Origin of the sequence: Streptomyces monticola, from assembly GCF_042665355.1 — a bacterium.
Classification (GTDB): Bacteria; Actinomycetota; Actinomycetes; order Streptomycetales; family Streptomycetaceae; genus Streptomyces; species Streptomyces monticola.
Map to the genome: position 1 here is coordinate 136,879 of NZ_JBHTCF010000018.1, position 23,322 is coordinate 160,200.

Consider the following 23,322-nt stretch of genomic DNA (forward strand, 5'->3'; position numbering starts at 1 on the left):
TGGGTGCTCCTTGCTTCAGTCCACGTCGGTTGGCCCGCGGTGAGGGCGAGGCTGGTCATAGGCGGAACATGTTCAGCACCGCCGGGAAGGCGATGAGGAACATGGCCAGGACGCACAGCAGAGCGCCGGGGGCGGACAGCTTCTCGCTGTCGCGATTGGCCTCGGTGGCGTCGGTGGCGAGCAGTTCGGTACGCAGGCTCCTGGCGCGGCCGCGCAGCGTGTCATACACGGCGGCGCCGTCCTGTTCGGACAGACGCATGATGTCGGCGAGATCGGTGAGCACCGGCAGTTTCAGGTGCTGGCCCATGTCTTCCAGGGCCTGCCAGGGGGAGGATTTCTCGGTGCGGGCCCGCAGCAGGGCCTCCTGCAGCCGGACAAACGCCCAGCCGCGGCCGATGAGCGCGGCGTCTTCCAGGGCCTGAGCGGTGTCCCGGTTGGAGGCCATCCGCAAAGCGACCAGCTCCAAAAACGCGGCGGTGGCGTAGGAGAACTCGATACGCGCCCTGGCCGCATCGCTGTGCAGGCTGAAGTCGGGCCAGAACCACAACACGGCAGCGAGCACGACGCCGACGACGCCGGGAAGGACCAGCGGCACACTCAAGCCCAGCAGGGTCCATCCGCCGAGCACCACGACGGGGAAGAGCAGCCCGGCGAACGCATAACTCACCTTGTTGATCAGGAACTGCTCCGGCGCCTGTCCCAGCAGTGCCAGGTCGGTGCGTGGCAGGGTCAGGGGCATCCGGCGCAGCAGCCACGCTCCGAAGGTGCCCTGCGCCGAGGCCGCCTGAGCCTCCGTGGCGGGCGCGGGAGGGGGAGGGTTGAGCCGCCGCAAGGCGGGGCCGAGGCGGGGTGCGGCGGGCACCAACTCCCCAACCAGCAAGGCAATGCCGGCGCCGGCCACGCATCCGGCAACCACGAGCACGCCGATGATGTTCACGTGGCTGCCACCTCTTCCTGCTCGCGTGCGGCCGGGGGTGTGACCGTGCTGCGCGGGTCGTGGACCAGGAACCGGGCCGGGGGACGCCGGTTGGACAACCGCCGGGCCCACACCAGGACCGCGACGAAGGCGCTGGTGACCAGCGCCAGGAACAGCTGGCCGAACAGGGTGGCGTAGGGGGCGGTGTAGTGCGGCACCAGGAAGCCGGCAGGGATGAGACCGATGCTGATGAACGTCATCACCCGCACCGCGGTACGAGCCTTCTCCCGTCCGGCTTCGATCCTGCGGCGGCTGGCGACTTCCTCCCGCACGGAGGCCGACAGGTCCTCCAGGGCGTCGGCCAGGCGCGGGCCCGGATCCATGGCGGCCAGAGCGAGCGCTGCGGTGACCTTGTCTGCGGTGATGTCATCAAGCCGGTCGGCGAAGTCGTACAGGGCCTCGGCTGCTGGCCAGTTGGCCTGCAGCTTGTCCGCCAGCTCCCCGACTTCCTCCGCCAGCGCGGCGGGCGCGTTCTTGCGGGACGTGCTGAGCGCCGCCTCCAGCGCGAAGCCGAGCCGGATCACCTCGGCCAGGCGCTGGGACCACTCCGCGAGCCCTTCCAGCTTGGCGATGCGCAGCTTGGACGACGCGGTCGGCGCGAGCAGCCACGGCACTCCGATCACGGCCAGGCCCACCAGCACCGACACCACGAACACTCCGGTGAGGAGCCATGTAGCGACTGTCACGACGCCGGAGGCGATCAGCAGGCTGCGGCGCCGGGCGGCCCGGCGGCCGGCCGCCGGGCCGCCGAAGGCCTGCGCCCGCCACTGGGCGAGGCGTCCGTGACCGGGGGGTCGGGTGGTGCCGACGGTTGCGATGACGACTGCCACCAGCCCGGCGGCCACCAGGACGCCGCACACGCTCCACCACAGCGCTCCGGTCACGCCCCCACCCCCTGAGTCTGCGTCCAGGGATTCGGCGTCGGGGGCACGGCATGGAAGCCGGCCCGGGCCAGGTCCTGGCGGGTGCGCTCGGACACGGGGCGATGGAACACGGCTCGCGGATCGTGGGCGGAGGCTGGGGTGAACACCTCGTTGAACGCGGGACGTCCGCCCTCACCGACGCCGGTGATCTCCCAGATGTGGGAGACGACGCGGCGTTTGACGGGCCCGGACTCGTCCACGCTGAGGAACACGATGAAGTGCAGGCCGTTGGCGATCTGCCGGTAGGCCAGGGTTTCGGAGAAGTTGCCGCGCGCCAGCAGATACAGCTCGGCGATCCGGTCGAACACCACTGACGGGTGGGAGGCGTGCAGGGTGCACATGTTGCCCGGTCGGTCGCTGGTCATTGCCTGCATCATCGCGGTGATCTCCGCACCCCGGACCTCACCCACCACGATCCTGGTCAGCGACATCCGTTTGGCCCGGTACAGCAGGTCCAGCAGCGTGATCTGGCCCGCGGCTTTCCCGTCGACGCGTTCGCCGTTGGACTCTCTCGCCTCCATCGGCACCACCTGGGTGTGGAAGCCGTTCTTGTGCGCCCACAGCTCGAACTCGGTCTCCAGCGTGCCGAACCGCTCACCCGCGGGCACTTCCTTGAGTAGCGCGCGCAACAGTGATGTCTTGCCCGAGGACTGTTCGCCGGCGACCAGCACATTGCGCCGCGCCCGCACCATCGCGGCCAGGAAGTCACGGGAGGTGGCATCCAGGGTGCCAAGTTTGACCATGTCGTCCAGGTTGGCGTCTTTGATGCGGTGGCGGCGGATGGTGACGAAGGTGTGCTCACCGGTGATCTGTGGACCCAGAGCCTGCAGCCGCGAGCCGTCCGGCAATCGGAGCGCGACATCGGGGCTGTAGGTGGAGAACGTGCGCCCGCCCTGCCCGCTGTTGCGGATCAAATCCCGCACCAGTTCCCGCAGTTCGTCCTCGCTGTCGGCGACCGGCGGCACCTGGACCGGTTGGGCGTCGTCGCCGTATTTGAGGAACACCTGGGGCCCGTTGATCCAGATGTCCTCGACCTGGTCGTCATCGAGATAGCGCTGCAGCCGGCCGGCACGGAAGAGCATGTCGAACACGAGGGCAGCCAGGGCCTGTTCCTCCACCGGCGCCATGCCGTGGGCCCGGTGGGCGGCCGCGTCCGCCCAGATGGCGACCTTTTCGTTGATCAGCGCGCGGCCGCGCTGCTGGCGTGCCTCGCCACTCAGCTTCTCGTCGAGGAGCTGCTCGTTGACCTGCCGCTTGATCTCGTTCGCGGCCCGGTAGTCGAGCTGGACCTGCGGTACGGGATGGCGGCCCACCATGCCCGTGGCGCCGACATGGGCCGCGGGTGGGGCGGGGCGGCCGTTGACGGACCGCGCATGCCGGGCGGCGGCATTGACGGGCTGCGGGTACAGCGGTTCACCGCGCATCGCGCGTCACCCCCTGAAGTCGCTGGTACAGGGGCGAAGCGAGCCGCGCCCGGCGGGTCGCCACCCGCTGCCGGATCGGCGTGGTCGCCGAACGGGCTGCCCGCATCAACACCCCGCGCATGAACCGGCGCGGCTCCTCGGCGCCGTCGGACAGCACAGCGGCCTGGTTCGGCAGATACGGCAGGGTGGTTACCACCGGCACGCCGAGCTCTTCCTCAACCTCCCGTGCCCGGTAGGGCCCTTCGGTGATGAGGAGGACACCCAGGCTGCCCGCGCCGTGCCCGCCGTCACCGTCCAGCAGCCGGCGCAGCGCCTCGACGCGCACGCGAGCCGCGTGTACCCCGCGTAGAGTGCCGCGCACCACCATCAGCACCACATCAGCGCGCAGCGCCAGCACACCGGCCGGGCCGAACGCCCCGCTGCGACCGAGGTCGACCAGAACGTCGTGTTCGTAGGCCTCGATGTTCTGGAACAGGTCGAACAATGCGGGCCACACCGGGGTGAGGCTGGCGGCGTCCGTGAAGTTGGCCAGGCCCGGCAGCAGCAGCCGGCTGTTCGCGCCGGCGTCGCCGTCGCTCTCTTCTCGCAGCGCCACCAGCTGCGTCCAGAATGCGTTCACCAGTTCCTGGGTGCGCGAGGACACGGCCAGATTCTTAAGGCCCCGGCCCGCGGGGAGACGGCTCTGCAACGCGCCGGGCAGGACCGCTCCGCCGTCGGGGTCGCACTCCGCCAGCAGTACCCGCTGACGTCCCTGAAGGGGCCAGGTCCGCAGCAGGGCCAACGCGGTGCTGGTCACCCCGGGAGCACCGGGCCCTCCGAGGAGGGCGACGACGGCCATCAGGAGCTCCCCGGGTCCACGACGAGCGCCACCTCACCGCTGGCCGCACGGGCCGCCAACGTTGGCCCCTGATCGGCCGGGACGGCGACATCGACCACACGCTCGCTGCCGGCCTCCTGCTTGTCGCCCACCCGCACCACGCGGGCCGCCACCGACTCCGGCTCCGCGTCCGCGCCGCGCCCTGCGCTGCCGGCGCCCTGCCCCTCCGCAGGAGTGGACACCACCAGGACCCGGTCACCGGGGGAGAGGGGCGTGGTAGGCAGCTGGTTGGCCTTGAGCCCGATGCCGACCAGCTGCTCACCTTTCGTGACCAGGGCCCGATCGGTGACCTGGCCACGTGAGACCATCGCCCCCGGCACCAGAGCCACCGCGGCCCGCTTGCCGACCACCTGCTCCCGGTCCGCAGCCTTGAACGGCTTAAGAGCCGGGTCCAAGGAGATCGACGCCTCGCCGAGATCCGCATCGTCGATCACGTCACCCGCCGGGACCGCCCGCGTCACTGTCAACACCGGGGTGCGCTCACCGGTCTCCTGCCAGGCCACGAACCCGCCCAGACCACCCGCGGCGATCAACGTGACCGCCAGGGCATACATACCGGGCCGGCGGCGCCGCCCCCGGATACCGACGGCGACGCTCGCGGCGGGCTGCGCTGCCGACGTGGGCATGGGGCCTCTGCCCGTCGGGGAGGCCGGTGCTGTGGTGCTACTCACGTGCGTGCCTCTCTCTCGCTGATCCGCTCGAGGTGCGTCAGCGGCCGCCCACGGCCTGCAACTCGCCGATGGCCACCTGAGCTTGGGACTGCCGGATCTCCGTTAGCTCGCCACTCTCTCCGTCACCGGTGACCTGCCAGTCCACAGCCCACGTAGAAGTAGCCGTGACCTGGTATTTGTTGCCGGGCTCAGATGCGGAGGTACGGGTGTAGACGTGCCCACAGTTCGGCGACTCGCGCTTGCCGTAGGAGGCTTTGTACGGAGTACCGGGGCCGGTGCATGTGACCGTCGTGCCGTCGCCGGTCTTCCATACGATCTTCGTGACCCGTGCGGTTGCGGTCACGCTCACTCCGCCTGCCGTCGCGGTAGCGGAGTTCGGGCCCGTCGTCGTCGCCGACCGCGGGGTCCACAGCCACGTGGGAAGACCCACGGCGCCGGTCCTCCCGGCCTTTGGGGTGGTCTGGATGTCCGGGCCGACAAGCTTCATCTTGTCGATGGCCTCCTGCACCAAGACCCGAGGATCAATTGCCTCGCTGGGTGCGTTCGCGGCCCAGAACGTCTCGTATGGCAGCAAGTTGCCCACTATGGCTCCGGCCGCCGCGGCCGGACAGATCCGGGTGTACACCGCGCCGCCGCCTGGGTCGTGCCCCTCCCATAATGCACTCCCCTTTGGCGGCTGCGGATCCATCCGGATCACCCGGCACGGGCCCGGAAGACGTGGCTTGGCCTTCTTGCCCATGCCGCCGGTCTGCGTCTTGCCTGAGGAGCCGGGCTTGCTCGTCTGCTCTTCCGCGCAGATGGACACCCATATATCCGAGGCGTCCTCACACGGACCGCCGCCGTTGCCCGGCATCGCGAATGCTGTCGCCGGCGCGGCCAGGCTCACGAGGGCGGACACCGCCGCGGCCGCGAGGGCCTGGGTCAGCAGGCCTTTTGCTGAGGTTTCACGTCGAGGATTTTCCACTGCTTGCCCCACTTCTCGGCCTTCACAACGGTCACGTACCGGTCCAGCCGCTCGGAGGGGGCGGGCAGCTCCTTGCCGGTCTTTTTGTCGACGCGCTTCCACGTGGAGATGTCGAGGCAGTCCTTCAGGGTGGCCTTGGGCACCTCAGCCCGTGGGTCGACGGTTTCCACCGTGGCCTTGATGGTGGGCTGACCCTCGGCACGCACCCCCTTCTGCTTCATCGTCAAAAGGTCGCTCTCGGCCTGGGCCAGGGCGTTGCCGACGGCGTACCGCTTCAAGTCCGTGCCCTTGGTGCTGCCTTGCGCGTACGCTTTGGACTGCTCGATCCAAAAGCGGCCGTAGGCAGCGAGGACTTCCGATTCGGCCTGGGCCTCTGGGTCGGCAGCCTTCGAGGATGCCGCTGGAGCCGGCGTCGACGACGCGGACTTTGACGGTTCGGGATCAGCGGCCTTGTTGTCCTCGCTGCAACCGCTCACTGCCAGCACCGAACTGGCCAGAAGTGCCAGCCCTGCGCGGGACGGGCCACGAAGTGCCCGCTTTCGGCGTCCAGTTGATGTCATCGCGGCATCCTCCCTGAGCGCTGGGTCGTCTCGGTTTGGTTCTGCCGGGGGTGTGCTGCTGACCGCACATCGACACTGTCTGTTGCAACCCATGCGGTGAGCTGTGGGTCTACATCGCGCTCTATATGCGGCAGCAAAGTGATCACAGGCTCGCGTGGTTCGGCTACCTTCACGGCACCTCCCTATGGGGCAACTAGCTATGAAGGATGGGTGTTGACTGTCTGGGACTCACTGTGTCGTAGGGATCATTGCGAGCGCAATGGTTCATTATTCGGAAGCTATGCTTACGGTACGTTACGTGATCGTCGGCCAAGTCCCCACTCTCTGTTCTAAGTTCAGGACAGAGCTGACGGAGGGGCATACGTGGCGAACCTCGGAATAGGGCGCCATGCGGAATATGCCCGCAGCACGGGCATTAGCGGGAGGAACGTCTCCCTGAAACCGACTGACTCGATGAATCGACATAGCTACATCGCGCGCGAGAAGGGTGATTCCGCACCCACGCGGGCCGCGCCGCAGGGCGCCCGGCCGCTCTGCGAGCCGCTATCCCGCCTCGGTCCGTGCGAGCGCCCATCCAGCGTGAATGCCCGGGCCTCAGCGTCCCGAGCATGTGAGGGCAATAGCGGAATGGGTGCCACCGGCCTGCGAAATCTGTGCGTCCGGTCCGACCTGTGCGCTCATGCCGGTGCATGGCGGGCCGGGCAAGTCTCAGGACGATCAGTCTGAGGTGGCAGCGCTGATACGGCGAGAAGTTGTCGCTCGGCCGGGCCCGTGGCCGAATTGGGCGAGGCGATGCGGGGCGTCCGCGGGCCTGTGGGTGCCGGTGCGTCCGCCGCAGCGTGGTCCTCGGCAGGTGCTAGCGGGCTCTGTGGTGCGTCGCATTTTCAACTCCTGTGTGAAATCGGCGTCTTGCGCACCCGAGGTAAGTCGCTTGCCCCGACCAGAACATCGACCATCCCTGGCCGACCAGCATCACGAAGCGGTCACAAATCCGTGGTCGGGGTTCTGGTCGACCCGACCAGAACCCCGACCGTGCTCCAGCAAGCCATGGCGCCGAGGACAGACTGCTGAGAGCGCACCGGCCGCTGGTGCGGTGAGCGTGGAACCAAACTCCATAATTCGGGGGAGGGGCTGGATGCTGCCGCACCCTCAATTCGTCGGCACTGCCGCAGTGTCCGTCAGCTGGCAACGCGTCCGATGAACGTTTGGGCCCCACTCTCGCCGGATCAGCACCGGTGAGAGTGGGGCGTTTGTCGTCTTGTCAGCCGCGGCGCCGAGCGCCTTGCGGCCACACGACATCCACAGGCAGCCCCAACTCACGCGCCTCGACTACGACGTGGGCCGTGCCGCCGCCCTTGCCCGAGGGGGCGCGCCTTTCCACACCGCGATGAGCCGGTTGGCCCGCTCCAAGACCGCCTGGTTCGCCGACTCGTACGCCTGCCGGTTCGCGGACATACCTCGTCGGCAGCCTCGACGAGCCGGCCGAAGGTCTGGGCGTGATCGGGCTTGACCTTGGCCAGCCGGTAATCCTTGGAAGGAAGGACGACGACGAGCCGACCGCCGGCGGCCAGGACCGCCTCGGCGAACAGCGAGTCAGAACCCACTGCGATGCACGAGACGCCGACGAGCTCGCCGGGGTCGTATCCCTTCAAGAGCCTGTCGAGGGCGTCACGCACCAGAGGGACACTGTCCTCCGTCAGGTCCATGTGTCCGGTTACGGCAATGGTCGTCACGGCCCTACCTCTCAGCTCGACGGTAGGTCGCGGATTCTAGCTCGCACGTCGGCACCGCTCGTGGAGCATCGTGGCCCACGGTACGCGGGTACAGGTTGCCGAGCTGTGTCCGGACCCGGCTGGACCGTGTCCGGGCCGCGGCGTCAACGGCCATGTGCGCTTGCTCGACGCCGCCGCGTACGTCGCCCTGAAGGAAGTGACACTCTGCAAGTCCGATCCGGTCCAGCGCGTGACGGCACCCTGCCTCAGGGCCACGCCGGGCGAGCGCTGCGCGGCTCTGACCAGACCAGATAGCGAAACGCTGCTGGAGTGCTAACCGGTCGTCACCATGCCGTTCGCGGGGAGCTGCAGGAGGACGGCCCACCCGGCGTCGCGGCGGATCAACGTGGCTGCCAGGCGCTCGGTCTCAGGCTCTCCCGCGGCGATCCACGTGGCCATCATGCCGTTCAGCTCCTCCGCCGCAGGAGAGTTGATGCTGTCGGTGATGATGCCCTCGTCGGTCGCGATGGCGGCGTGCCTGCCCTTTACGACGCCAACGCCGGTGCCGGCGGGCACGCTGGCCACCGCGAGGCCGTCCGGGTTGCACGCGATGATCCAGTTCTTGAGGTGGAGCCAGCCGTCGGCCCAGTCGTGCTTCTCCGTGTAGCCGGGGTCCATGAGGGCGTCAAAGGACCTGCTCAGGTCGATGTCGTCGACGTCACCGGTCACCGTGAGGGCGTGATCGCCGTCTTCTTCGTTGGAGATGGTCGTGCCGTACGGGGGCGGGATGTCCATCGGGGTGTAGCCGCCCGCATGCACAGTGACCGCTGCGGGCTGCCCGCCATCGCCTACGGTGACGCACGCGATCGCGTACGCGCCGGGCAGGCCGCTGATCCTTACGCCGGTGAGGAGCTGGCCGCCGGGCACCAGCTGGTGCAGCCACGCGTCCGGGATCAGGCTGGGGGTCGCGCCGGCGAAGATCCGGTGGAACGGGGCGCGGTCGAGACTTCCTTTGAAACCGTCGCCGTGCACGGCCAGCACCCCGGAATCATGGAGGTCGAGCAGGTGACGGGCTCGCTCGTAGCGGCCGCGGTCGCTCTCCACGGTGGTGACCAGGCCGGTGGGGCCCGCGAGTTCGGCGAGCCAGGCAGCGGAGAGACCGGATCCGGTGCCGATCTCCAGGACCTTCATGCCCTCCCGCACGTCGAGGAGTCGCAGGTGTCGTTCGGTGACATGGGGCGGGGTGCAGGGGCGCACGGCCTGGCCGTCGGTTCCCTGGTACAGGGCGGGCGGGATGCGGTCGGCGAGGGCGGCAACACGGTCAGCATGGGTGGCGTTCATCTGGTCTTCCCGTTCAGGAGCGCACGGTGGTGTGGAGTGGACGGTCGGGGACGTCGGGTTCGCCGACCGGCTGGTGCTCCGCTTCGATCCAGGCATGAGCTGCCGCCGGGTCGAAGCGGCAGCCTATGCACCAGTCGACGTTCCAGCCGTGCAGGGAACACAACAGGTAGGCGGTGAGGGACTGTTCGAGGCAGGCGGCGCGGCCAGGGAACCGGTCGCCCGCCCACGCGGCCGCAGTTACGTACCGCTCGACGGACTGGCGGCGGGTGGGCCGCCGTGGTCGTTTCACTGTGTGGGCGATCGCCAGGACGGCCCGCAGAGGCAGGAGGCGCTGCAGTGCCACGGCGAGGCCCAGCAGCGCCAGGGCGGCCACGCGCAGCGGCAGTCCGATCCCGGAACCGTCCGCCGGCCGGTAGACCATCGGAACGCTCACCGCCGCCACCTCCGCTTCCGCGAAGGGGCAGCGACCAGGAAGCCGCGGCCTAGGAGCTCGGACGCCAACACCTGCATGTCACCGCGCACCCGCTCGGGGTCGGCTTCGTAACGTTCGGCGACGGCGTCGGCGGCCTTGGCCGAGTCGCCGCAGTCGGTCAGGTGCTGCCACCACAGGGCCCCGGTCGGGTTCAGAAGATTCCAGGTGCCGCGTCCGCGCAGGTCGAGCAGCATGCCGCCCCGGTCGGTGATGGTGGCGCGCACCCACGGCGCCGGTCGTAGGTCATGCATGCGCCGCCCCCTGGTGCTGGCGGATCCACAGCTCCGTCGAGCACAGCGTTTCCAGTGCCGCGAACGGTCCCGGTGCTCCGGCCAGCAGCCGGGCCGTGTCGGTGCGCGCCACGTTCGGGTCGATCACTCCGGCCTTGGCCAGCCAGGAGTCCTCGACGAGGCCGCGCACCGTGTCGGCGTTGCGGCGCAGCCCGGCGTACGCGCTGCCGGTGTAGGCACTCTTGCTGCCCCGGCCCAGGATGACGTCGGGGACCAGCCCTTGGAGCGCCATGACCAGCTGACGCTTGGGCCCGTCCAGGTTCTGGCGGCGATACCAGGGCCAGGCCATGCAGGCGCGGACCACGGTGTTGTCGAGGAACGGGGCATGAACGGTGATCCCGGTGCTCGCGACCTGCTGTCTCAACTCGGCTTCGTACGCCCCGAACTCGTGCAGCTCACCCATGAGGGTGGTGGCGCCCGGCGGGACAGCGGGTGTTTCCTCGGCCGCCGCACGCACGGAGCGCACCAACTGCTCGCGCGCCTCCGCCGTGAGCCACGCCGCGGCGCCGCCCTGCGCCGCCCATGCCAGGCCGTGCCGGGGATCGGATCGTTGCGCGGGAGGGGCAGGGGTTCCTAGGGTCTTGGCGAGCTGGGCGAGCGCGGCACGGCGGCTGAGGCGTGATGCTCTTGCTACCGCCGCGATCGTCGAGGCGACCGGCAGATGCCGCATCCGGGCCCACGCCGTTGCCTGCCGCAGCATTTCGCGCCACTCGCCTCGGCGGGCCAGTTCGGCCAGGTGTCGAGGGTGCGAGGACAGCAGCAGGTCACCGGCCGAGCCTGTCAGGTGCAGGCTGCTCCCCTCGCACTGCGCCACCCGTTGGTAGCCGAAGCGCGTCGCCCACCGGCAGGCATCACTGAACGGGAGATCCGTGGCCGGAGCCTGCTCCAGATCGTCGAACAGCCAGTGCCGGTTGGTGACTTCGTACAGACGGATGAGCGGCTCCTCGGAGGCTGCGCGGCGTGCGTGCAGCACGTCGTCGCCGTTGCTGCTGACCGCGTCGATCAGGAGGACGCCCACCATGGGGGTGTTGGTGGTGCGGGCCGCCAGCAGCGTGATGCTGGTGGAGTCCATGCCGCCGGAGAAGTCCCCGGACACCTGCCCGTCGACGGCCGCGACGCGGCGGCGCACCCCGAGCAGCAGAGCCTCCGCCAGCGTGTCGTCGGCGTTCGTCGCCGGCCGCAGCAGGTCCTGCTCGTAGGGCACGGTGTGTGCGCCCTGCGCGGTCAGGTGCACGAGGCGGCCCGGCTCGACGCGCCTGATGCCCGTATACGGGGTGCGCCCCCGAACGACCTCCGGCACGGTGGGCGTCACCAAGCGCGCGGCGAGCGCGTCCGTGTCCATGCCGGCGCCCGTCTCCTCGGCCAGCGGCGTGGCCCGTGTCGACCATGCCCTGCCCTGCGCGGCCAGGTACACCGGTCGCGAACCCGAGAGGTCCCCGATGACCGTGGTCCGCTCGGGCTCGTCGACGACCGACCAGTACGAGCCCGGCCAGCAGGCCAGCTCACGCCACTGGCCCTGCCGTGCGGCCGTCAGACCACGCTGCAGCTCGGTCTCGGTGGCCAGACAGTCACCCAACACCGACAGCCGCGCCCCGTATTGATGCACTCGGCGGACCGGCAGACCGTAAACCGTCCACTCGCCGCTGCCTGTCACATCCCCTGCAAACACGTCCTGCTCCCATCTCGGAGGACCGGACAGCTGCCCTGCCACAGTGGCAGGGCAGCGTCGTGCCAGATGCGTGGCAACGTCACGTCGGCCAGTAGGCCTCGACGTCCTTCTCGCCCTGTTCGTGGTGGCCGAGCGTGACCTCAACCACGCCGCCCAACGGCACCAAGAGCGGCGCAACGTAGACGTCGCGCGATACCTCGTCGTCCTTCATGACCTCACCTCCTTCTCGAACGAGCCTGCTCACGGAGTCGCCGTTCCTACTCGAAGTAGCGGCCCTGGTCCTGCGAGTCCTCGGCGTACTTGCCGAGGGTGATCTCCTGCACGGAGCCCAACTCGATGACCTCTGGCGGCTCATACACCGGGGCCGCCTTCTGCAGCTCATCCATCAGTGCCTCCTTCATGCGCGGGTAAGGTGCCCGCGCAGATCATGGTGGAGCAGGGGGAAGAGACCGTGGTCGTGCTGACGGGCCTCCCCGCCCGGCTACGGGAGATGCAGACCGTCATCCCGCAGCCGGGTGGGCAAGCCCGGAGGCAACAGCTCAGTAGGGGCGTGGACGCGTACGCTCTCGACGACGTCCGCGAACAGGAGCAACACCAGCTCGCCGCCGAGCACACAGACCGGAGACAGACCTCTCCCGCATACGCCCTCGCTTCCCGTTTCGATGCGCTCGCGGAATCGGAGGAACGCCGCCTCGGGATCGCTGACATCGATGACGGTCAGGCTCATCGTGGCTCCTTCATTGCATCGAGGTCCGTGCCTTGTGGGTGGGGCCTGCCGCCCCCGCAGTGCGGCTTGGTCGGGAGAACGCCGTCACTGGTCGGCGGACTGGGCCGAGGGGCAAAGCTTGGGGTGCGTAGCCGCTCAGAGAGACTGGCGGGCGTAGGTGGTGCCCCAACGGATCAGGCCGTGGTCGTAGCAGTCGGTGAGGTGGGCGTCAGTCTCCGCCCGGGTGGCTGTGATCGGCAGGGGTGCGAGGGTGAGGCAGACCCGGCACGGTGCACCGGCAACGAGCAGGTCCAACCAGGGCCGGGCGGGTGCGGGGACCGTCATGACGTACCAGTCGTGGCCGTAGTCGAGCACGGCGAGGCCGAGGCGGATGGTGATACGCGAGCCGATGACCGGGGGTGCCTGGTCGCCGGGGCCGAGGCCGAGCGAGGCGGCGAGGCGGCGCATGCCGTCCTCGACGGTGTCGCGTGTCTCCTTCGGGCCGCGTGGTCTGGGGTGCGTGATGAACAGTTGGGCCACTGCGTACGCGTCGGCGCGGTGAATGCCGGTCGCGGCGGCGAGGCGGCCCACGAAGGCCGGCCCCGGTGCGTTGCTGGTGTGCGGCGGTGTCATACGGAACTCACCTCCGCCCACACCGCTTTGCCCAACGGGACAGGGTCCACGCCCCATCGGCCGGAGCACAGAGCGTCGAGGATGACCAGGCCCCGTCCGCGATCGCGATTCGCGGACTCCGGCCGCGGACGCGGGCGGCGGCGAACCGGATCATGGACCTCGACGCGTGTGCGGGAGCCGTCGGCGTCAAGCACCAGCCGCACGCGGTCGCCGGGCTTGGTGCCGTAGCGGATGGCGTTGGTGACCAGTTCGCTCGCGACCAGGACAACCGTGTCTACGTGGTCCTCACTTGCTTCGGGCAGGTGATACGTCACGTACGTGCGTACGTGGTCTCGGGCGGTCTTGACCGACTGGGGACTGTTGTCGAGCAACAACCCCGGCGACGTGGCGACGTCCACCGAGCCCTGTGGCGGCGTTGAGGACTGCCTGGTGTCCGGCTCGGTGCGTGAGGTGTACACATCGCCCCCCGGAGTCGTGGTGAACTGCTGTCTAAACCAGCGTGTCCGCGCAGCCGGGGGGCAACTGCCACAGTTTTGTGGCACTGCTACATGCTGATCCAGGCCGCCAGGTGGTCGAGAGTGTCGGGGGTGCGGCGAGCCTGCCGGACCAGGGCGCGGATGGTCTCGCGTGCCGGCGGGTAGTAGCGGGTTTGCTCGGGGGCGATCCGCCGGGCGGTGATCAGCTCGCCGAGGGCCTGCTCTTGGCGGCGGGTCTCCATCAGCGCGTACGAGCGGTGCACGTGGTGGTGAGCTACGCGGGAAGCTGACCAGGCGGTGGGGAAGACCAGGCCCTGGGACTGCTCGACCGCCTCCCCGAACTTGCGCATCTCGATCAGCGTGGAGGTGCGGTGGAGTTTGACGTTGGTGGGGCCGAAGGACATCCACAACACTTCGCCGGCCTCACCGGTACGACGGGCGAGGTTTTCTGCCTCCGTCAGGTGCGTGGTGACGGCGTCTGCATCGTCCGCGCGGGCGTGGAGCACGGCGGCGCCGAGGTGGAGTTGCCCGCTCACGGCCAGGGTGTCCCGCTGGTGAGGGTCGGCCTGCTGAAGGTGACGACGGCCGGCGTCGATGAGCCGGAAGCCGACGGTGCACTCGCCGCTGCGGAAGTACGTCAGCGCCCGCATGTACTGGCGGGCAGCGCCGAGCAGCGGATCTGAGGCACGGTCAGCGGCCCAGCCCATGCGATCCAGGGCGACCGTGGACAAATCGGGGAAGCCGAGCTTGGTGGCCACGTCGTGCGCGGTACGGTACGTGGAACCCAGCGCCTGCCACAACGAGGTCGACGGGCTGCGGTATGCGGCGGCGGTGAGCTCGGTGATTACGTCCGGCAGCTGGCTGGCGACGGCGTGCAGTTTCGTCGCGCGGACTTTGCGGCACAGCTCGTCGGCTGCGGCAATGAGCTGCACGGGTGTCCGAACGGTGACGTCGGGGTCGCCGCCGAGGTCGTACAGGTCCAAGGCTTCGCGGATCGGCCGGATCAAGCCCATCAACTGGTCTTGCTGCAGCTCGGTCACGTACGGCTGGCCCTTGAGCACGGCCGGATCGACGCAGAGCACCGCGGCCGCGGCCGCGATGTAGCCGGACGAAGCCGTGCGGCTTCCGTCCTCGACCTGGCGGACCAGGCTGTAGGAATACGGGATGCGGGCCGCCAGGCCGCGCTGCGTCAAGCCGGCCTTCTTGCGATAGGCGGCGATGCGCTGACCCGTGTGGTCATTATCGAAGACGGGCACCATGAACTCCGTTCCGTGCAGCCACAGGAACCGTACCCCCGCCGGGCAGCGCGCGAAATGTGTTTGCCCCCACCGGCCTTACCGGTGGGGCGTCCTCGTGTGGTGGGATGGACAGCATGGCTTCGCGCGTGCTGTATCTGTTCGGCTGTGCCGCTCCACCCGTCCACGACATCGCGGATGTGATTCGCAAAGCTCAGGCGGACGGGTGGGACGTCTGCCTCGGCCTTACCCCGACTGCCGCCCGCTGGCTGAACGGCCGGCTGGACGAGCTCCAGGAGCTGACGGGGCACCCGGTGCGCTTCGAGTACAAGCTGCCCGGCGAGCCGGACGTGTGGCCACCGGCGGACGTCACGGTGGTGGCCCCGGCGACATTCAACACGATCAACCAGTGGGCCCTGGGGATCACGGACCACTTCGTGGTGGGCTTCGCCGCGGAGGCGCTCGGCAAGGGCATCCCGTTGGTGACGATGCCGTGCGTGAACCTGGCCTTCACCAAGCACCCGCAATTCGAGCAGTCCATCGCTGCCCTCCGTGGCGTCGGCGTGACAGTGCTGTACGGACCAGGCGGCTTCACCCCGCACTCGCCCGGCACCGGAACCCCCCGTGACTACCCCTGGCACCTCGCCCTCGACGCCGCCGCACGCCACTTCCCTCCACCCGCCTAGCGTCAGCTCGGAGCGATGAACCCGCGCGATTGATCGCACCCCCCTACAGGGCAGCGAGCGCGCCCGGTTCGAGACCGGCGCGGTCCTGACCCTCGACGGCACAGCGGGTGCGCGATCGGCCACGACGCGGCCTCCGCCACGGTGCGAAGCGTCCCCGTGGCCTTGTCGGGGTAGCGTGCTGTGTCCCTCGGATCGTGCTGATCGGATCGAGCATCTGCCCGGCTCTGCGGCCGTGGAGCAAAACCAGCATCCGCTCTCCGGGCCGGGTGAGGGCCTGCAGGACACATTCTTGCCGTGATCGCCTGGTGAACAACGGTGACCAGGGCAAACGCCCCTTGAAGGTGGCCGACGACCGTGCGTCGCTCATTAACGGAAGTCGTTGATGGTTTGGTGTCGGCTTGGATGTCGTTCGTGCTCGATCGCCTCAAGTTCCCTCTGTCCCTGGCGCTGGCCGACTACCAGTCATGCTCCTTGCGCGACGACGGCCGACTGACGGCCGTGGGCCTGTGGACCACCGACGGGGCCACCGCCAGAACCAGCGGAGAGGTACGCCAATGTGGACCGCGCCGTCTGTGGGACACCGTCGAGAACCTGGCTCGCATCTTCCCCGGCAAGGCCCTGGCCCGCGAGGACTTCGGGCTGAGCGTCAGTCCGCACGGGCAACGGATCTGGTACGGGGACCAGAGTGAGACGCTGTGGACCCTGGTCGAACCGTCACGGCTGACAGCAGCAACGTGACCGACGGACGGTATAGCACCGAAATGAAGGGGCCGCTGCCTGGCTCCTGGCGTCCCTGGGTAGCGCAGTCGTGAAGCAGGGGTGAACGATTCTGCCGGTGAAGGGCGCTGCCTCAGACGCCAGCGTAAGGAGGCTGCACGTGGGGGAGTTGCTGCCAGACGACCCGCCCCGGATCGGCCCCTTCGTGCTTCTCGGTCGGTTGGGCGATGGAGGCATGGGCACCGTGTTCCACGCCCGCACGGCCAGCGGCCGCGCCGTCGCGGTCAAGACGATCCGGCCGGAACTTGCCGCCCACCTCACGTTTCGGGAGCGCTTTCGCCGCGAAGTGGCCGCAGCGCAACGGGTCGGCGGGTTCTGGACGGCGGCCGTCATCGACGCCGACCCGGATGCGCCGGTTCCGTGGCTGGCCACGGCCTACATCGACGCCCCCGACCTGGCCCGCGTCGTCACCGAGCATGGGCCCCTCGCGCCCGGCGAGGTCCGCCGCCTGGGCGCGGGCCTGGCCGAAGCCCTGGCCGCGATCCATCAGCACCTCGTCCACCGGGACCTGAAGCCGTCCAACGTGCTGATCACCGGGGACGGTCCGCGGCTCATCGACTTCGGCATCGTCAAAGCCTTCGACGCTCCGCTGACGCTCACCATCCAAGGCAGCACGATCGGCACCCCCGCCTTCATGTCTCCCGAACAGGCCACCGGCGCCCCGGTCGGACCGGCCAGCGACATCTTCAGCCTCGGCGCCGTGCTCACCTTCGCTGCCACCGGCCACAACCCTTTCGGCACCGGCACCGGCACCGCGCAGGCCCTGCTCTACCGGGTCGTCCACGACGCCCCCGACCTGACCGGCTGCGACCCCGCGCTGCGCGATCTCGTGGCCCAATGCCTGGCCAAGCAGCCCGAACAGCGCCCTACACCCGCAGAATTGCTCGCCGCCCTCACGCACACCCCGCCCGCAGGAGATGACCCGGGCGCCGACGCCGCCGTGATGGGCAGCGCCCTTGCGTGGTGGCAGCGCCGCACGCAGACCAGTTCCGGTCCGAGAGCCGACACAGAACCGCAGCAGACCCCGGAGCCTGCCTGGTCGTCGACCGGAGACAATCCCGAGGCCACGCCCTCGGACCGAGCAGCTGGCCCGGTAGAGGCGATCGGCTTTCCGGTCGGGCCCGAGGTGGTGCGCGCCCGCGAGCAGGCTCGCGCAGCACAGGAGAAGGCTCGCGCCCCCGGACCGCGTCTGGACGAAGTCGTAGTCGGCGACGTGGTCGAGCACGCCGAGTTCGGCGTCGGCACGGTCGTCGAGGTGGCGGACATGCCCGGTCCCAGAGCCAAGGCCGTCATCGCCTTCGGCCGGCGTGCCAAAGAGCGCAGAATTCTGCTGCGCTACGCCCCGATGCGGCGGATCACCGATATGCGCTAAGGGCGCACTCACCAGCCTCATCGCCGGGCCCGCCCGGCGATCTGGATGAGCAGGACGCTGCCGCCGCCTTTGAGCGCGACCTCGTGTTGGGGGCACGCCGCACGGCATCCGGCCAGCGTCCTCACCGGTGAACGCACCGGTCAAGAAGGCCACTTGGCCGACGATATCGACGCTGCGCGTGCCAGAGAGCCACCCGTCGGCCGGCGGAGAAGCGCGTTCAGGTACGGACATAGGAGGCCTCCGTGAGAAGTGCGGGAAAGGGCGGTGGAACGGACGGATCTACAGTTCGGTCCATGCGCACAGGCCGCCGCTCCGGCCCAGGGGTGTCCACACCGCACCGGTTGGACCGTCCTCTTCGAGGTCATCGAGTACCGCAGCGCCGACGGGGACCTGGTGGGCGAGGTCGGCGACGAGGGGATGTTCGGTGGCCATGGCGCGCAGGTCGTCGATGCGGTGGGCCAGGGTGCGGGGCCCGGCGCCGGTGAGGATGAACAGCACCCGGGGGAAGACCGGATACCAGCGCTGCCACGCCGGGGCGAGGCCCTGGGCGCTGGCGCGCCGTCCGGGCGCCAGGGGGGTGTAGGTGTGCAGGCGTGCGTAGTCGATGAGCTTGGTGGCGAGGCGTTCGGAGGTCATGGTGGCGCGGTCGACTTCGACGAAAGCCCGGAGCTTGGAGCGTCGCTCTTCGGCGTTCAGGATGTAGTAGAGGACGGCGTCGGCGATGAGTTTCTCCCCGTCGCCGAGGTGGTGGGTGATCTCCGGGGCCCAGTCGAGGTAGCCGTGTTCGTCGCCGCGGCGCCGCGCGTCGGTGGCGAAGGCCAGGTGAGCGCGCAGCACGGTCAGGGTGTGCGCCGTGCGCAGGGACGCGGCGGCGTGCGAGGAGATCGGGTACGGGGCGCGGCCGCGCAGTTCGGGCCAGTCCCGGCAGACGCGGGCGCCCTCACCGGTGAGGAACCAGACCCGGGTGCGGTTGGTGGCGGGCAGGACCGCTGAGTTGATGAGGTGCTGGGCCCGCAGCTTGGCCAGGGGATTGGCCACGGTCGTGCGTACCGATGCCGGGCGCAGCAGCGTGTGAATCTGCGCCGTGGTAGCCATCCGGTGCTGGGCCAGCAGCGCGATGATCTGATGCGACAGCGTCTCCGGCGGGGTGCCCCGGCCAGGCGTTACGGGCGGGATCGTCTGGTCGTGGTTGTCGAGGATCACGTGTAGTCCTTCGTGAGCCGGGCGCCCCGTGTCGTCGGAGCGGCGGGCCGGTGGCGGGTGAGAAAGCCGCGCACGCGGTCTAGTTGGCTCTCGGCGTGCTCGGCGGCCTCGGTTACTGGGTGGGCTTCGGCGCGGGCCAGCGCGGCGTGTTCGAGCGCGCGCACCTGGCCGGGATGGGCGAGGTGGGCGAGGTGGTCGTCGAGGTGTGGGCCCTCGATCTGGATCGGGCCGATGCGGCGGCCGTCGACGGTGAAGGAGGCGTAGTGGCTGAAGCGTTCGAGGTTGACGATCTCGTCGGGGCCGGGGCGGTCACCCCATTCGCTGGTGATGGGGGTGATGGCGGAGCGGGAGCCGGTGGTGGTGGAGAGGCTGGAGGCGTTCTGCAGGAGCGACAGCTGGACGGGGCGGGGCAGGCGGGCCAGCAGCTGGGTCATGCCGTGCACGCGCAGTCTGAATTTGCGGAAGTCCTCGAACATGGCCGCCCAGGTCTCCGGCGAAGACCCGGTCAGGGTGATCAGTTCATCGAAGTAGAGCCGGAACGGGCGTCGTTGGCTTTCGGGGGTGTCGGTGCGTGAGCGGCCGGCGCGCAGCAGGTCGCGTGCCACAAGGGCGAGTAGGAGTCGGTCGTTGGGGCCGTTGCCGGGCGTGCACACCCACACGATCATCTGCTGGTCCATGGCGGCGCGGATGTTGTAGGCGCCGGCAGGCTGGCCCAGAAACGCGCGGGTGACGGGATTACGGGCGAGGCGGCCCAGGGGGTTGAGGACCACCGCGTAGGACTCCGCGGGGAAGGTGGGGAAGGTGCTTGTCCACCAGGAGTGCGAAGCTTCGCCCAGCTTGCCGGAGGCGGCCGCGAGCGCCGCGGTGCGGAAGGCGGCGTCCACCAGCAGCAGCCGGATGTGAAACAGCGTGGCTTGGTCCTCTGGCCGCCCGGCCTGGCAGGCGGCTTGATTGACGGCCGTCAGGACGGTCAGAGCCTCGGTCAGGATCGTCAGAGCCCTGGGGGCTTCGGTGTCTTCCCAGCCCAGGGCCGCACTGAACCCGTCCACCACCGCGTCGACGACTGCTTCGCGGGCCACCTGGTGGCGCATGTCGATCGGATTCCAGGAACTGACCCGCGCTTTGGGGCCGGTGACGGCGAGATCGATGAGCGCGATGCGCTGCATGATCGGCTGATGGGCGAGGAAGGGCGCGGAGCGGGGCCAGGAGTCACGGTGTGGGTCGACGAACAGCAGCCCGCCTCCGGCGTGTGCCAGGGCGATGGCCTGGGCCAGGGCCCGTTCGGTCTTGCCGCCGCCGGCCTTGCCGACCGAGATCTCGAACAGCGTCTGCTCGGCGCGGGTGGCGACCAGGCGCCGGCGCCCGTCGGGGGTGCGGTAGATGCCCTGCAGCAGCAGCTCCGGATTGCCGAAGGTGAAGGTGGGTAAATCGCCGGCGAGGACCGGCAGGCGGCAGTGGACCGTGGGCGGCTTCAGCAGTCCGGTCAGTTCCTCCAGGCGGACCCAGTTGGAGCGTGGTGGCCGGCATTGACCGGTGGTCCAGCGCTCCTCAAAACTGCGGCGGAAGGGCCAGTGGTCGGCGCCGATCCGCACCGGTCCGATCTGCCGCATACGAGTCGACCATTCGGCGTGGTGGCCGAACACATCGAGCCCGGCGAGGAGCTGGCTCAGGCGGGCCTGGGCGCGGCCTTCGATATTGGAGGAGCACTGCACCAGGATCTGTACGCGGACCAGGTGGGCGTCCTCGGCGAGTTTGCCCAGGGCCTGGTCGCGGTCTACGCGGTGCGGCACTGGCGGCATCACCAGCCGCCGTCCCTCCCCGCTACCGCGCCAGCCGGGGGTGAAGAAGTTCTGTAGCTGGAAGGCGAGGGAGTCCTCCACGCGGGCGGCATCCCGGCGTACCCAGCGGGCGGCCCGCTCGGATTCGCGCCGCTCGCGGCGGCGCGCCTCGTTCATGAGCTGCCAACGCCGCCCGCGCAGCGCCCATTTGGGGGCTCTCTGGAGGTCGATGCTGATCTCTGCGAGGTCGCCGAGGTCGGCGCGCAGGTCGGCGACCGCGTCGAGTAGCGGCTGCAGCGGATCCGGCACCAGCGGTACCTCGCGCAGGGCTGCGATGGGGCGGCCGCGCAGGACGAACTCGGCGCGCACGACGTGCGTGCGCTTCTTGTCGCGCAGCGGCTTCGCCTTCTCGGTGCGTACCGCGGGCCCGAACGCACTGCTGCGCAGGAGGCTTTCGGCGCCGGCGGGTCCTTCGATGCGGTAGCGGAATGCCCGGGTGCCGTCCGCGCGCAGTGCGATGCGTACGCTCTTGCAGCGCCTGGGTGCCCACCAGGGCAGCGAGCCGGAGGCGCGGGCGAGCTGTACGCCGCGCCTGAAGATCTCCTCCAGCGAGGGGTCGAAGTGCGGGGAGGGATACAGCTCCAGAGCCATGCGCTCGATGGAGGCCTTGGTCGCCAGATGCCGCACGGTCATCTCCCCTGCGCCCCATAGCACCGCGACTGTGATGAGCAGCAGCCACCAGTGCTCGGCGATCCACAACGGAACCTCGATCAGGGCCGTGAGCACGTCCAGGCTCCAGCCTGCGGCCTGAATGTCGTGCCGACTGGTCAAAGCCGGGAGGTGGGAACCCATTGGGGCTGTCCCTTCGTGTCGCTGCGGGTGAAGTGCAGGTCGGTGATGCGGCCGTCGGTGTAGGTGCCGCCGCGGTCCGCGCCCGCCCACACCAGATGCACCACCGCCTGGTCCGGCCTCGTGCCGCGGCGGGCGATGGCGGCCTGGATCCGAAAGCGGCTGAACGCCGGGGCCACCACGCCCTGTTCGCGGCGCCCGCGGCCGGTGGCATCGGCCCGCAGTCGGGAGCGACCGGCCGCGCGCAGTACCTGTTCGTCGCGACGGGACAGGTCGGCAGGCCAGCTGGTTTCCAGCACCTTCTGGATCGCTGGGTCGGCCGCCGGGCCTTCACCGCGCGGCGCAAGCTCCTTACGTGCTGACGGCGTCCGCGATGAGGCGGTCCGGGGCGGTGGGGCAGCCACGCCCCGCCGTGCGGGCACGGCAGAGCGCGCGGCCGGCGAGTCGTAACCACCGGCAGACGACGGTGTGGATGCGGGTTCATCGAGCAGGAGGAGGCCCCAGCAGACGCAGAAGAGGGCGCAGGCGGACAGAACCCACGGGGACTTGGCCCGGCCAGAAGAGGCGCGTGTCAACGGTGTCGGGTTCATAGCAAGCGCGCCCCTCCCGCATAGCCGGGCATGGCGTCGACGGGGTCGAGCCGCACTGTTGTGCCGGGCCGGGCGGCGTTGATCATCTGTCCGTGTCCGGCGTAGATCCCGACGTGGTGGATGGTGGAGTCCCGTCCCGGCGCGTAGGCGTAGAACACCAGGTCACCGGGCTTGAGGGCCTCTTGGCCCGCGGAGGCCGGTATCCGCAGGCCGCGTGTGGCCTGTGCAGCCGCGGTACGGGGCAGGCGGATGCCGACCTTGGCATACGCGTAGACGGTCAGCCCGGAGCAGTCGAAGCCGCGGATGTTCGCCCCGGATTTTCCGCTGGGGGAGCAGCAGATCCCGAGGGTGGGGCCGGAGGCGTTCCCGCCGCCCCAGGAGTAGGGCACACCCCGCTGCGCCAGGGCCGCCTTGAGTACGGTGCGGACCTTGCCTTGCACCGAGGACAGGCCGGGCGCCTTGGCGGCCGCGCGGTACTGGTTGATCCAGCCGAGCACGTTGTCCACATAGGCGCCAGAGCGGTTGTACTGGAAGAGCGCAGCGCGCAGCTGGCCGGTTTTGTTCAGGTCGCGGCTGCGGCCGCACAGGTAGACGGCGGCCCCGAGGGCGGCGTCGTACGCGTTGTGCGGGTCCGCCTGCTGGTCGCCGTTGTTGTCCTTGCCGGCGTGAGCCCAGGTGGAGGGGATGAACTGGAACGGCCCGACGGCCCGTTCACCCGACGCGGTGCCATCCCACCGGCCGCCTTCGGTGTCGGGGAACACGGTGGTGTTGCCCCCCACACCGGAGCCGTTGAGGAGCACCCCGTAGATCTTGGGGCGGATGTCGCCGCGCGCGGATATGGAGCGCCCCGTGGCGTGGTTGGATTCGACCTTCGCGATGCCCGCGAGGACGGGCCACTGCAGGCCCCGGCACCGGGGCACGTGCCGTTGCATGCGGGCGGCGGCCTTCTGGTAGGCGGCGAGCATCCGCGGCGGGATGTCCGCGCTGCTGCCCTCGGCCAGACCGGTGTCGTCGACTGCTTGTGTCTGCAGGGCGGTGATGGCGCCGATCGCGCCCGTGAGCGGGGCGGCGCAGCACACGGCGGCGAACAGCAGCATCACGCTCACACCCCCCCACCTGGCGCGGCGGCCCTTCCTAC

The 23,322-nt window shown here is 69.7% G+C and carries 24 protein-coding genes and 1 pseudogene; 3 read left to right on the top strand and 22 right to left on the bottom strand.

The window, feature by feature from the left end; all coding sequences use genetic code 11:
* Positions 1-55 precede the first annotated feature (55 nt).
* From ACFQVC_RS32720 to ACFQVC_RS32805, 18 genes and pseudogenes are all read right to left on the bottom strand, one after another.
* The gene (locus ACFQVC_RS32720; protein WP_381837428.1) at positions 56-937 is read right to left on the bottom strand and encodes a hypothetical protein; all 882 of its coding nucleotides are present in this window, start codon (positions 935-937) and stop codon (positions 56-58) included.
* Positions 934-1,860, bottom strand: coding sequence for a type II secretion system F family protein (locus tag ACFQVC_RS32725; RefSeq protein ID WP_381837430.1), 927 nt, complete (start codon positions 1,858-1,860; stop codon positions 934-936). Before ACFQVC_RS32725 ends, ACFQVC_RS32720 begins: the two co-directional genes overlap by 4 nt.
* Positions 1,857-3,323: a CpaF family protein gene (locus tag ACFQVC_RS32730; RefSeq protein WP_381837432.1), complete on the bottom strand. Its 1,467-nt coding sequence runs from the start codon at positions 3,321-3,323 to the stop codon at positions 1,857-1,859. Before ACFQVC_RS32730 ends, ACFQVC_RS32725 begins: the two co-directional genes overlap by 4 nt.
* Positions 3,313-4,161 (bottom strand): hypothetical protein, encoded by an 849-nt coding sequence (locus ACFQVC_RS32735; protein ID WP_381837434.1) that lies wholly within the window; start codon positions 4,159-4,161, stop codon positions 3,313-3,315. Before ACFQVC_RS32735 ends, ACFQVC_RS32730 begins: the two co-directional genes overlap by 11 nt.
* Positions 4,161-4,826 (bottom strand): SAF domain-containing protein, encoded by a 666-nt coding sequence (locus tag ACFQVC_RS32740; protein WP_381837436.1) that lies wholly within the window; start codon positions 4,824-4,826, stop codon positions 4,161-4,163. The genes ACFQVC_RS32735 and ACFQVC_RS32740 overlap by 1 nt, the downstream gene beginning before the upstream one ends.
* Before the next feature lie 82 nt (positions 4,827-4,908).
* On the bottom strand, positions 4,909-5,835 hold the full coding sequence (locus ACFQVC_RS32745) for an ATP/GTP-binding protein (protein ID WP_381837437.1): 927 nt from the start codon (positions 5,833-5,835) through the stop codon (positions 4,909-4,911).
* Positions 5,793-6,395, bottom strand: coding sequence for a hypothetical protein (locus tag ACFQVC_RS32750; protein ID WP_381837439.1), 603 nt, complete (start codon positions 6,393-6,395; stop codon positions 5,793-5,795). The genes ACFQVC_RS32745 and ACFQVC_RS32750 overlap by 43 nt, the downstream gene beginning before the upstream one ends.
* A gap of 1,261 nt (positions 6,396-7,656) precedes the next feature.
* Positions 7,657-8,128, bottom strand: a pseudogene (locus ACFQVC_RS32755) (hypothetical protein).
* A gap of 312 nt (positions 8,129-8,440) precedes the next feature.
* Positions 8,441-9,448 (bottom strand): protein-L-isoaspartate O-methyltransferase family protein, encoded by a 1,008-nt coding sequence (locus ACFQVC_RS32760; protein ID WP_381837440.1) that lies wholly within the window; start codon positions 9,446-9,448, stop codon positions 8,441-8,443.
* Between the two features lie 13 nt (positions 9,449-9,461).
* Positions 9,462-9,881, bottom strand: a complete 420-nt coding sequence (locus ACFQVC_RS32765; protein WP_381837442.1) for a lasso peptide biosynthesis B2 protein — start codon at positions 9,879-9,881, stop codon at positions 9,462-9,464.
* Complete coding sequence (locus tag ACFQVC_RS32770) at positions 9,878-10,171, bottom strand: PqqD family peptide modification chaperone (protein ID WP_381837444.1); 294 nt, start codon at positions 10,169-10,171, stop codon at positions 9,878-9,880. The genes ACFQVC_RS32765 and ACFQVC_RS32770 overlap by 4 nt, the downstream gene beginning before the upstream one ends.
* Positions 10,164-11,921 carry an albusnodin/ikarugamycin family macrolactam cyclase gene (locus ACFQVC_RS32775; protein ID WP_381837446.1) on the bottom strand — a complete coding sequence of 586 codons (1,758 nt, stop codon included), beginning with the start codon at positions 11,919-11,921 and terminating at the stop codon, positions 10,164-10,166. Before ACFQVC_RS32775 ends, ACFQVC_RS32770 begins: the two co-directional genes overlap by 8 nt.
* A 37-nt stretch (positions 11,922-11,958) precedes the next feature.
* Positions 11,959-12,090 (bottom strand): lasso RiPP family leader peptide-containing protein, encoded by a 132-nt coding sequence (locus ACFQVC_RS32780; protein WP_381837448.1) that lies wholly within the window; start codon positions 12,088-12,090, stop codon positions 11,959-11,961.
* Positions 12,091-12,136: 46 nt separating this feature from the next.
* Positions 12,137-12,265 carry a lasso RiPP family leader peptide-containing protein gene (locus tag ACFQVC_RS32785; RefSeq protein WP_381837450.1) on the bottom strand — a complete coding sequence of 43 codons (129 nt, stop codon included), beginning with the start codon at positions 12,263-12,265 and terminating at the stop codon, positions 12,137-12,139.
* 95 nt (positions 12,266-12,360) lie between these two features.
* Positions 12,361-12,606 (bottom strand): hypothetical protein, encoded by a 246-nt coding sequence (locus tag ACFQVC_RS32790; protein WP_381837452.1) that lies wholly within the window; start codon positions 12,604-12,606, stop codon positions 12,361-12,363.
* Between the two features lie 135 nt (positions 12,607-12,741).
* Positions 12,742-13,218 carry a hypothetical protein gene (locus tag ACFQVC_RS32795; RefSeq protein ID WP_381837454.1) on the bottom strand — a complete coding sequence of 159 codons (477 nt, stop codon included), beginning with the start codon at positions 13,216-13,218 and terminating at the stop codon, positions 12,742-12,744.
* A complete protein-coding gene (locus ACFQVC_RS32800; protein ID WP_381837456.1) occupies positions 13,215-13,616 on the bottom strand; it encodes an ATP-binding protein in 402 nt (133 codons plus the stop codon). Before ACFQVC_RS32800 ends, ACFQVC_RS32795 begins: the two co-directional genes overlap by 4 nt.
* A 146-nt stretch (positions 13,617-13,762) precedes the next feature.
* Positions 13,763-14,950: a helix-turn-helix domain-containing protein gene (locus ACFQVC_RS32805; RefSeq protein WP_381837458.1), complete on the bottom strand. Its 1,188-nt coding sequence runs from the start codon at positions 14,948-14,950 to the stop codon at positions 13,763-13,765.
* Positions 14,951-15,066: 116 nt separating this feature from the next.
* Here ACFQVC_RS32805 and ACFQVC_RS32810 point away from each other — a divergent pair, with 116 nt between their 5' ends.
* The 3 genes from ACFQVC_RS32810 (at position 15,067) to ACFQVC_RS32820 (ending at position 17,764) form a co-directional block, all read left to right on the top strand.
* Positions 15,067-15,615, top strand: coding sequence for a flavoprotein (locus ACFQVC_RS32810; RefSeq protein ID WP_381837460.1), 549 nt, complete (start codon positions 15,067-15,069; stop codon positions 15,613-15,615).
* A 411-nt stretch (positions 15,616-16,026) separates the two neighbouring features.
* The gene (locus ACFQVC_RS32815) at positions 16,027-16,353 is read left to right on the top strand and encodes a hypothetical protein (protein WP_381837462.1); all 327 of its coding nucleotides are present in this window, start codon (positions 16,027-16,029) and stop codon (positions 16,351-16,353) included.
* A gap of 97 nt (positions 16,354-16,450) precedes the next feature.
* Positions 16,451-17,764 (top strand): serine/threonine-protein kinase, encoded by a 1,314-nt coding sequence (locus ACFQVC_RS32820; RefSeq protein WP_381837464.1) that lies wholly within the window; start codon positions 16,451-16,453, stop codon positions 17,762-17,764.
* A 279-nt stretch (positions 17,765-18,043) separates the two neighbouring features.
* Here ACFQVC_RS32820 and ACFQVC_RS32825 read toward each other — a convergent pair whose 3' ends face one another.
* The 4 genes from ACFQVC_RS32825 to ACFQVC_RS32840 form a co-directional block, all read right to left on the bottom strand.
* Positions 18,044-18,967, bottom strand: a complete 924-nt coding sequence (locus ACFQVC_RS32825) for a replication-relaxation family protein (RefSeq protein WP_381837466.1) — start codon at positions 18,965-18,967, stop codon at positions 18,044-18,046.
* Complete coding sequence (locus tag ACFQVC_RS32830; RefSeq protein ID WP_381837468.1) at positions 18,964-21,597, bottom strand: type IV secretory system conjugative DNA transfer family protein; 2,634 nt, start codon at positions 21,595-21,597, stop codon at positions 18,964-18,966. The genes ACFQVC_RS32825 and ACFQVC_RS32830 overlap by 4 nt, the downstream gene beginning before the upstream one ends.
* A complete protein-coding gene (locus tag ACFQVC_RS32835; RefSeq protein WP_381837470.1) occupies positions 21,573-21,893 on the bottom strand; it encodes a hypothetical protein in 321 nt (106 codons plus the stop codon). Before ACFQVC_RS32835 ends, ACFQVC_RS32830 begins: the two co-directional genes overlap by 25 nt.
* Positions 21,894-22,180: 287 nt before the next feature.
* Positions 22,181-23,281 (bottom strand): C40 family peptidase, encoded by a 1,101-nt coding sequence (locus ACFQVC_RS32840; protein WP_381837574.1) that lies wholly within the window; start codon positions 23,279-23,281, stop codon positions 22,181-22,183.
* Between the last annotated feature and the right edge of the window lie 41 nt (positions 23,282-23,322).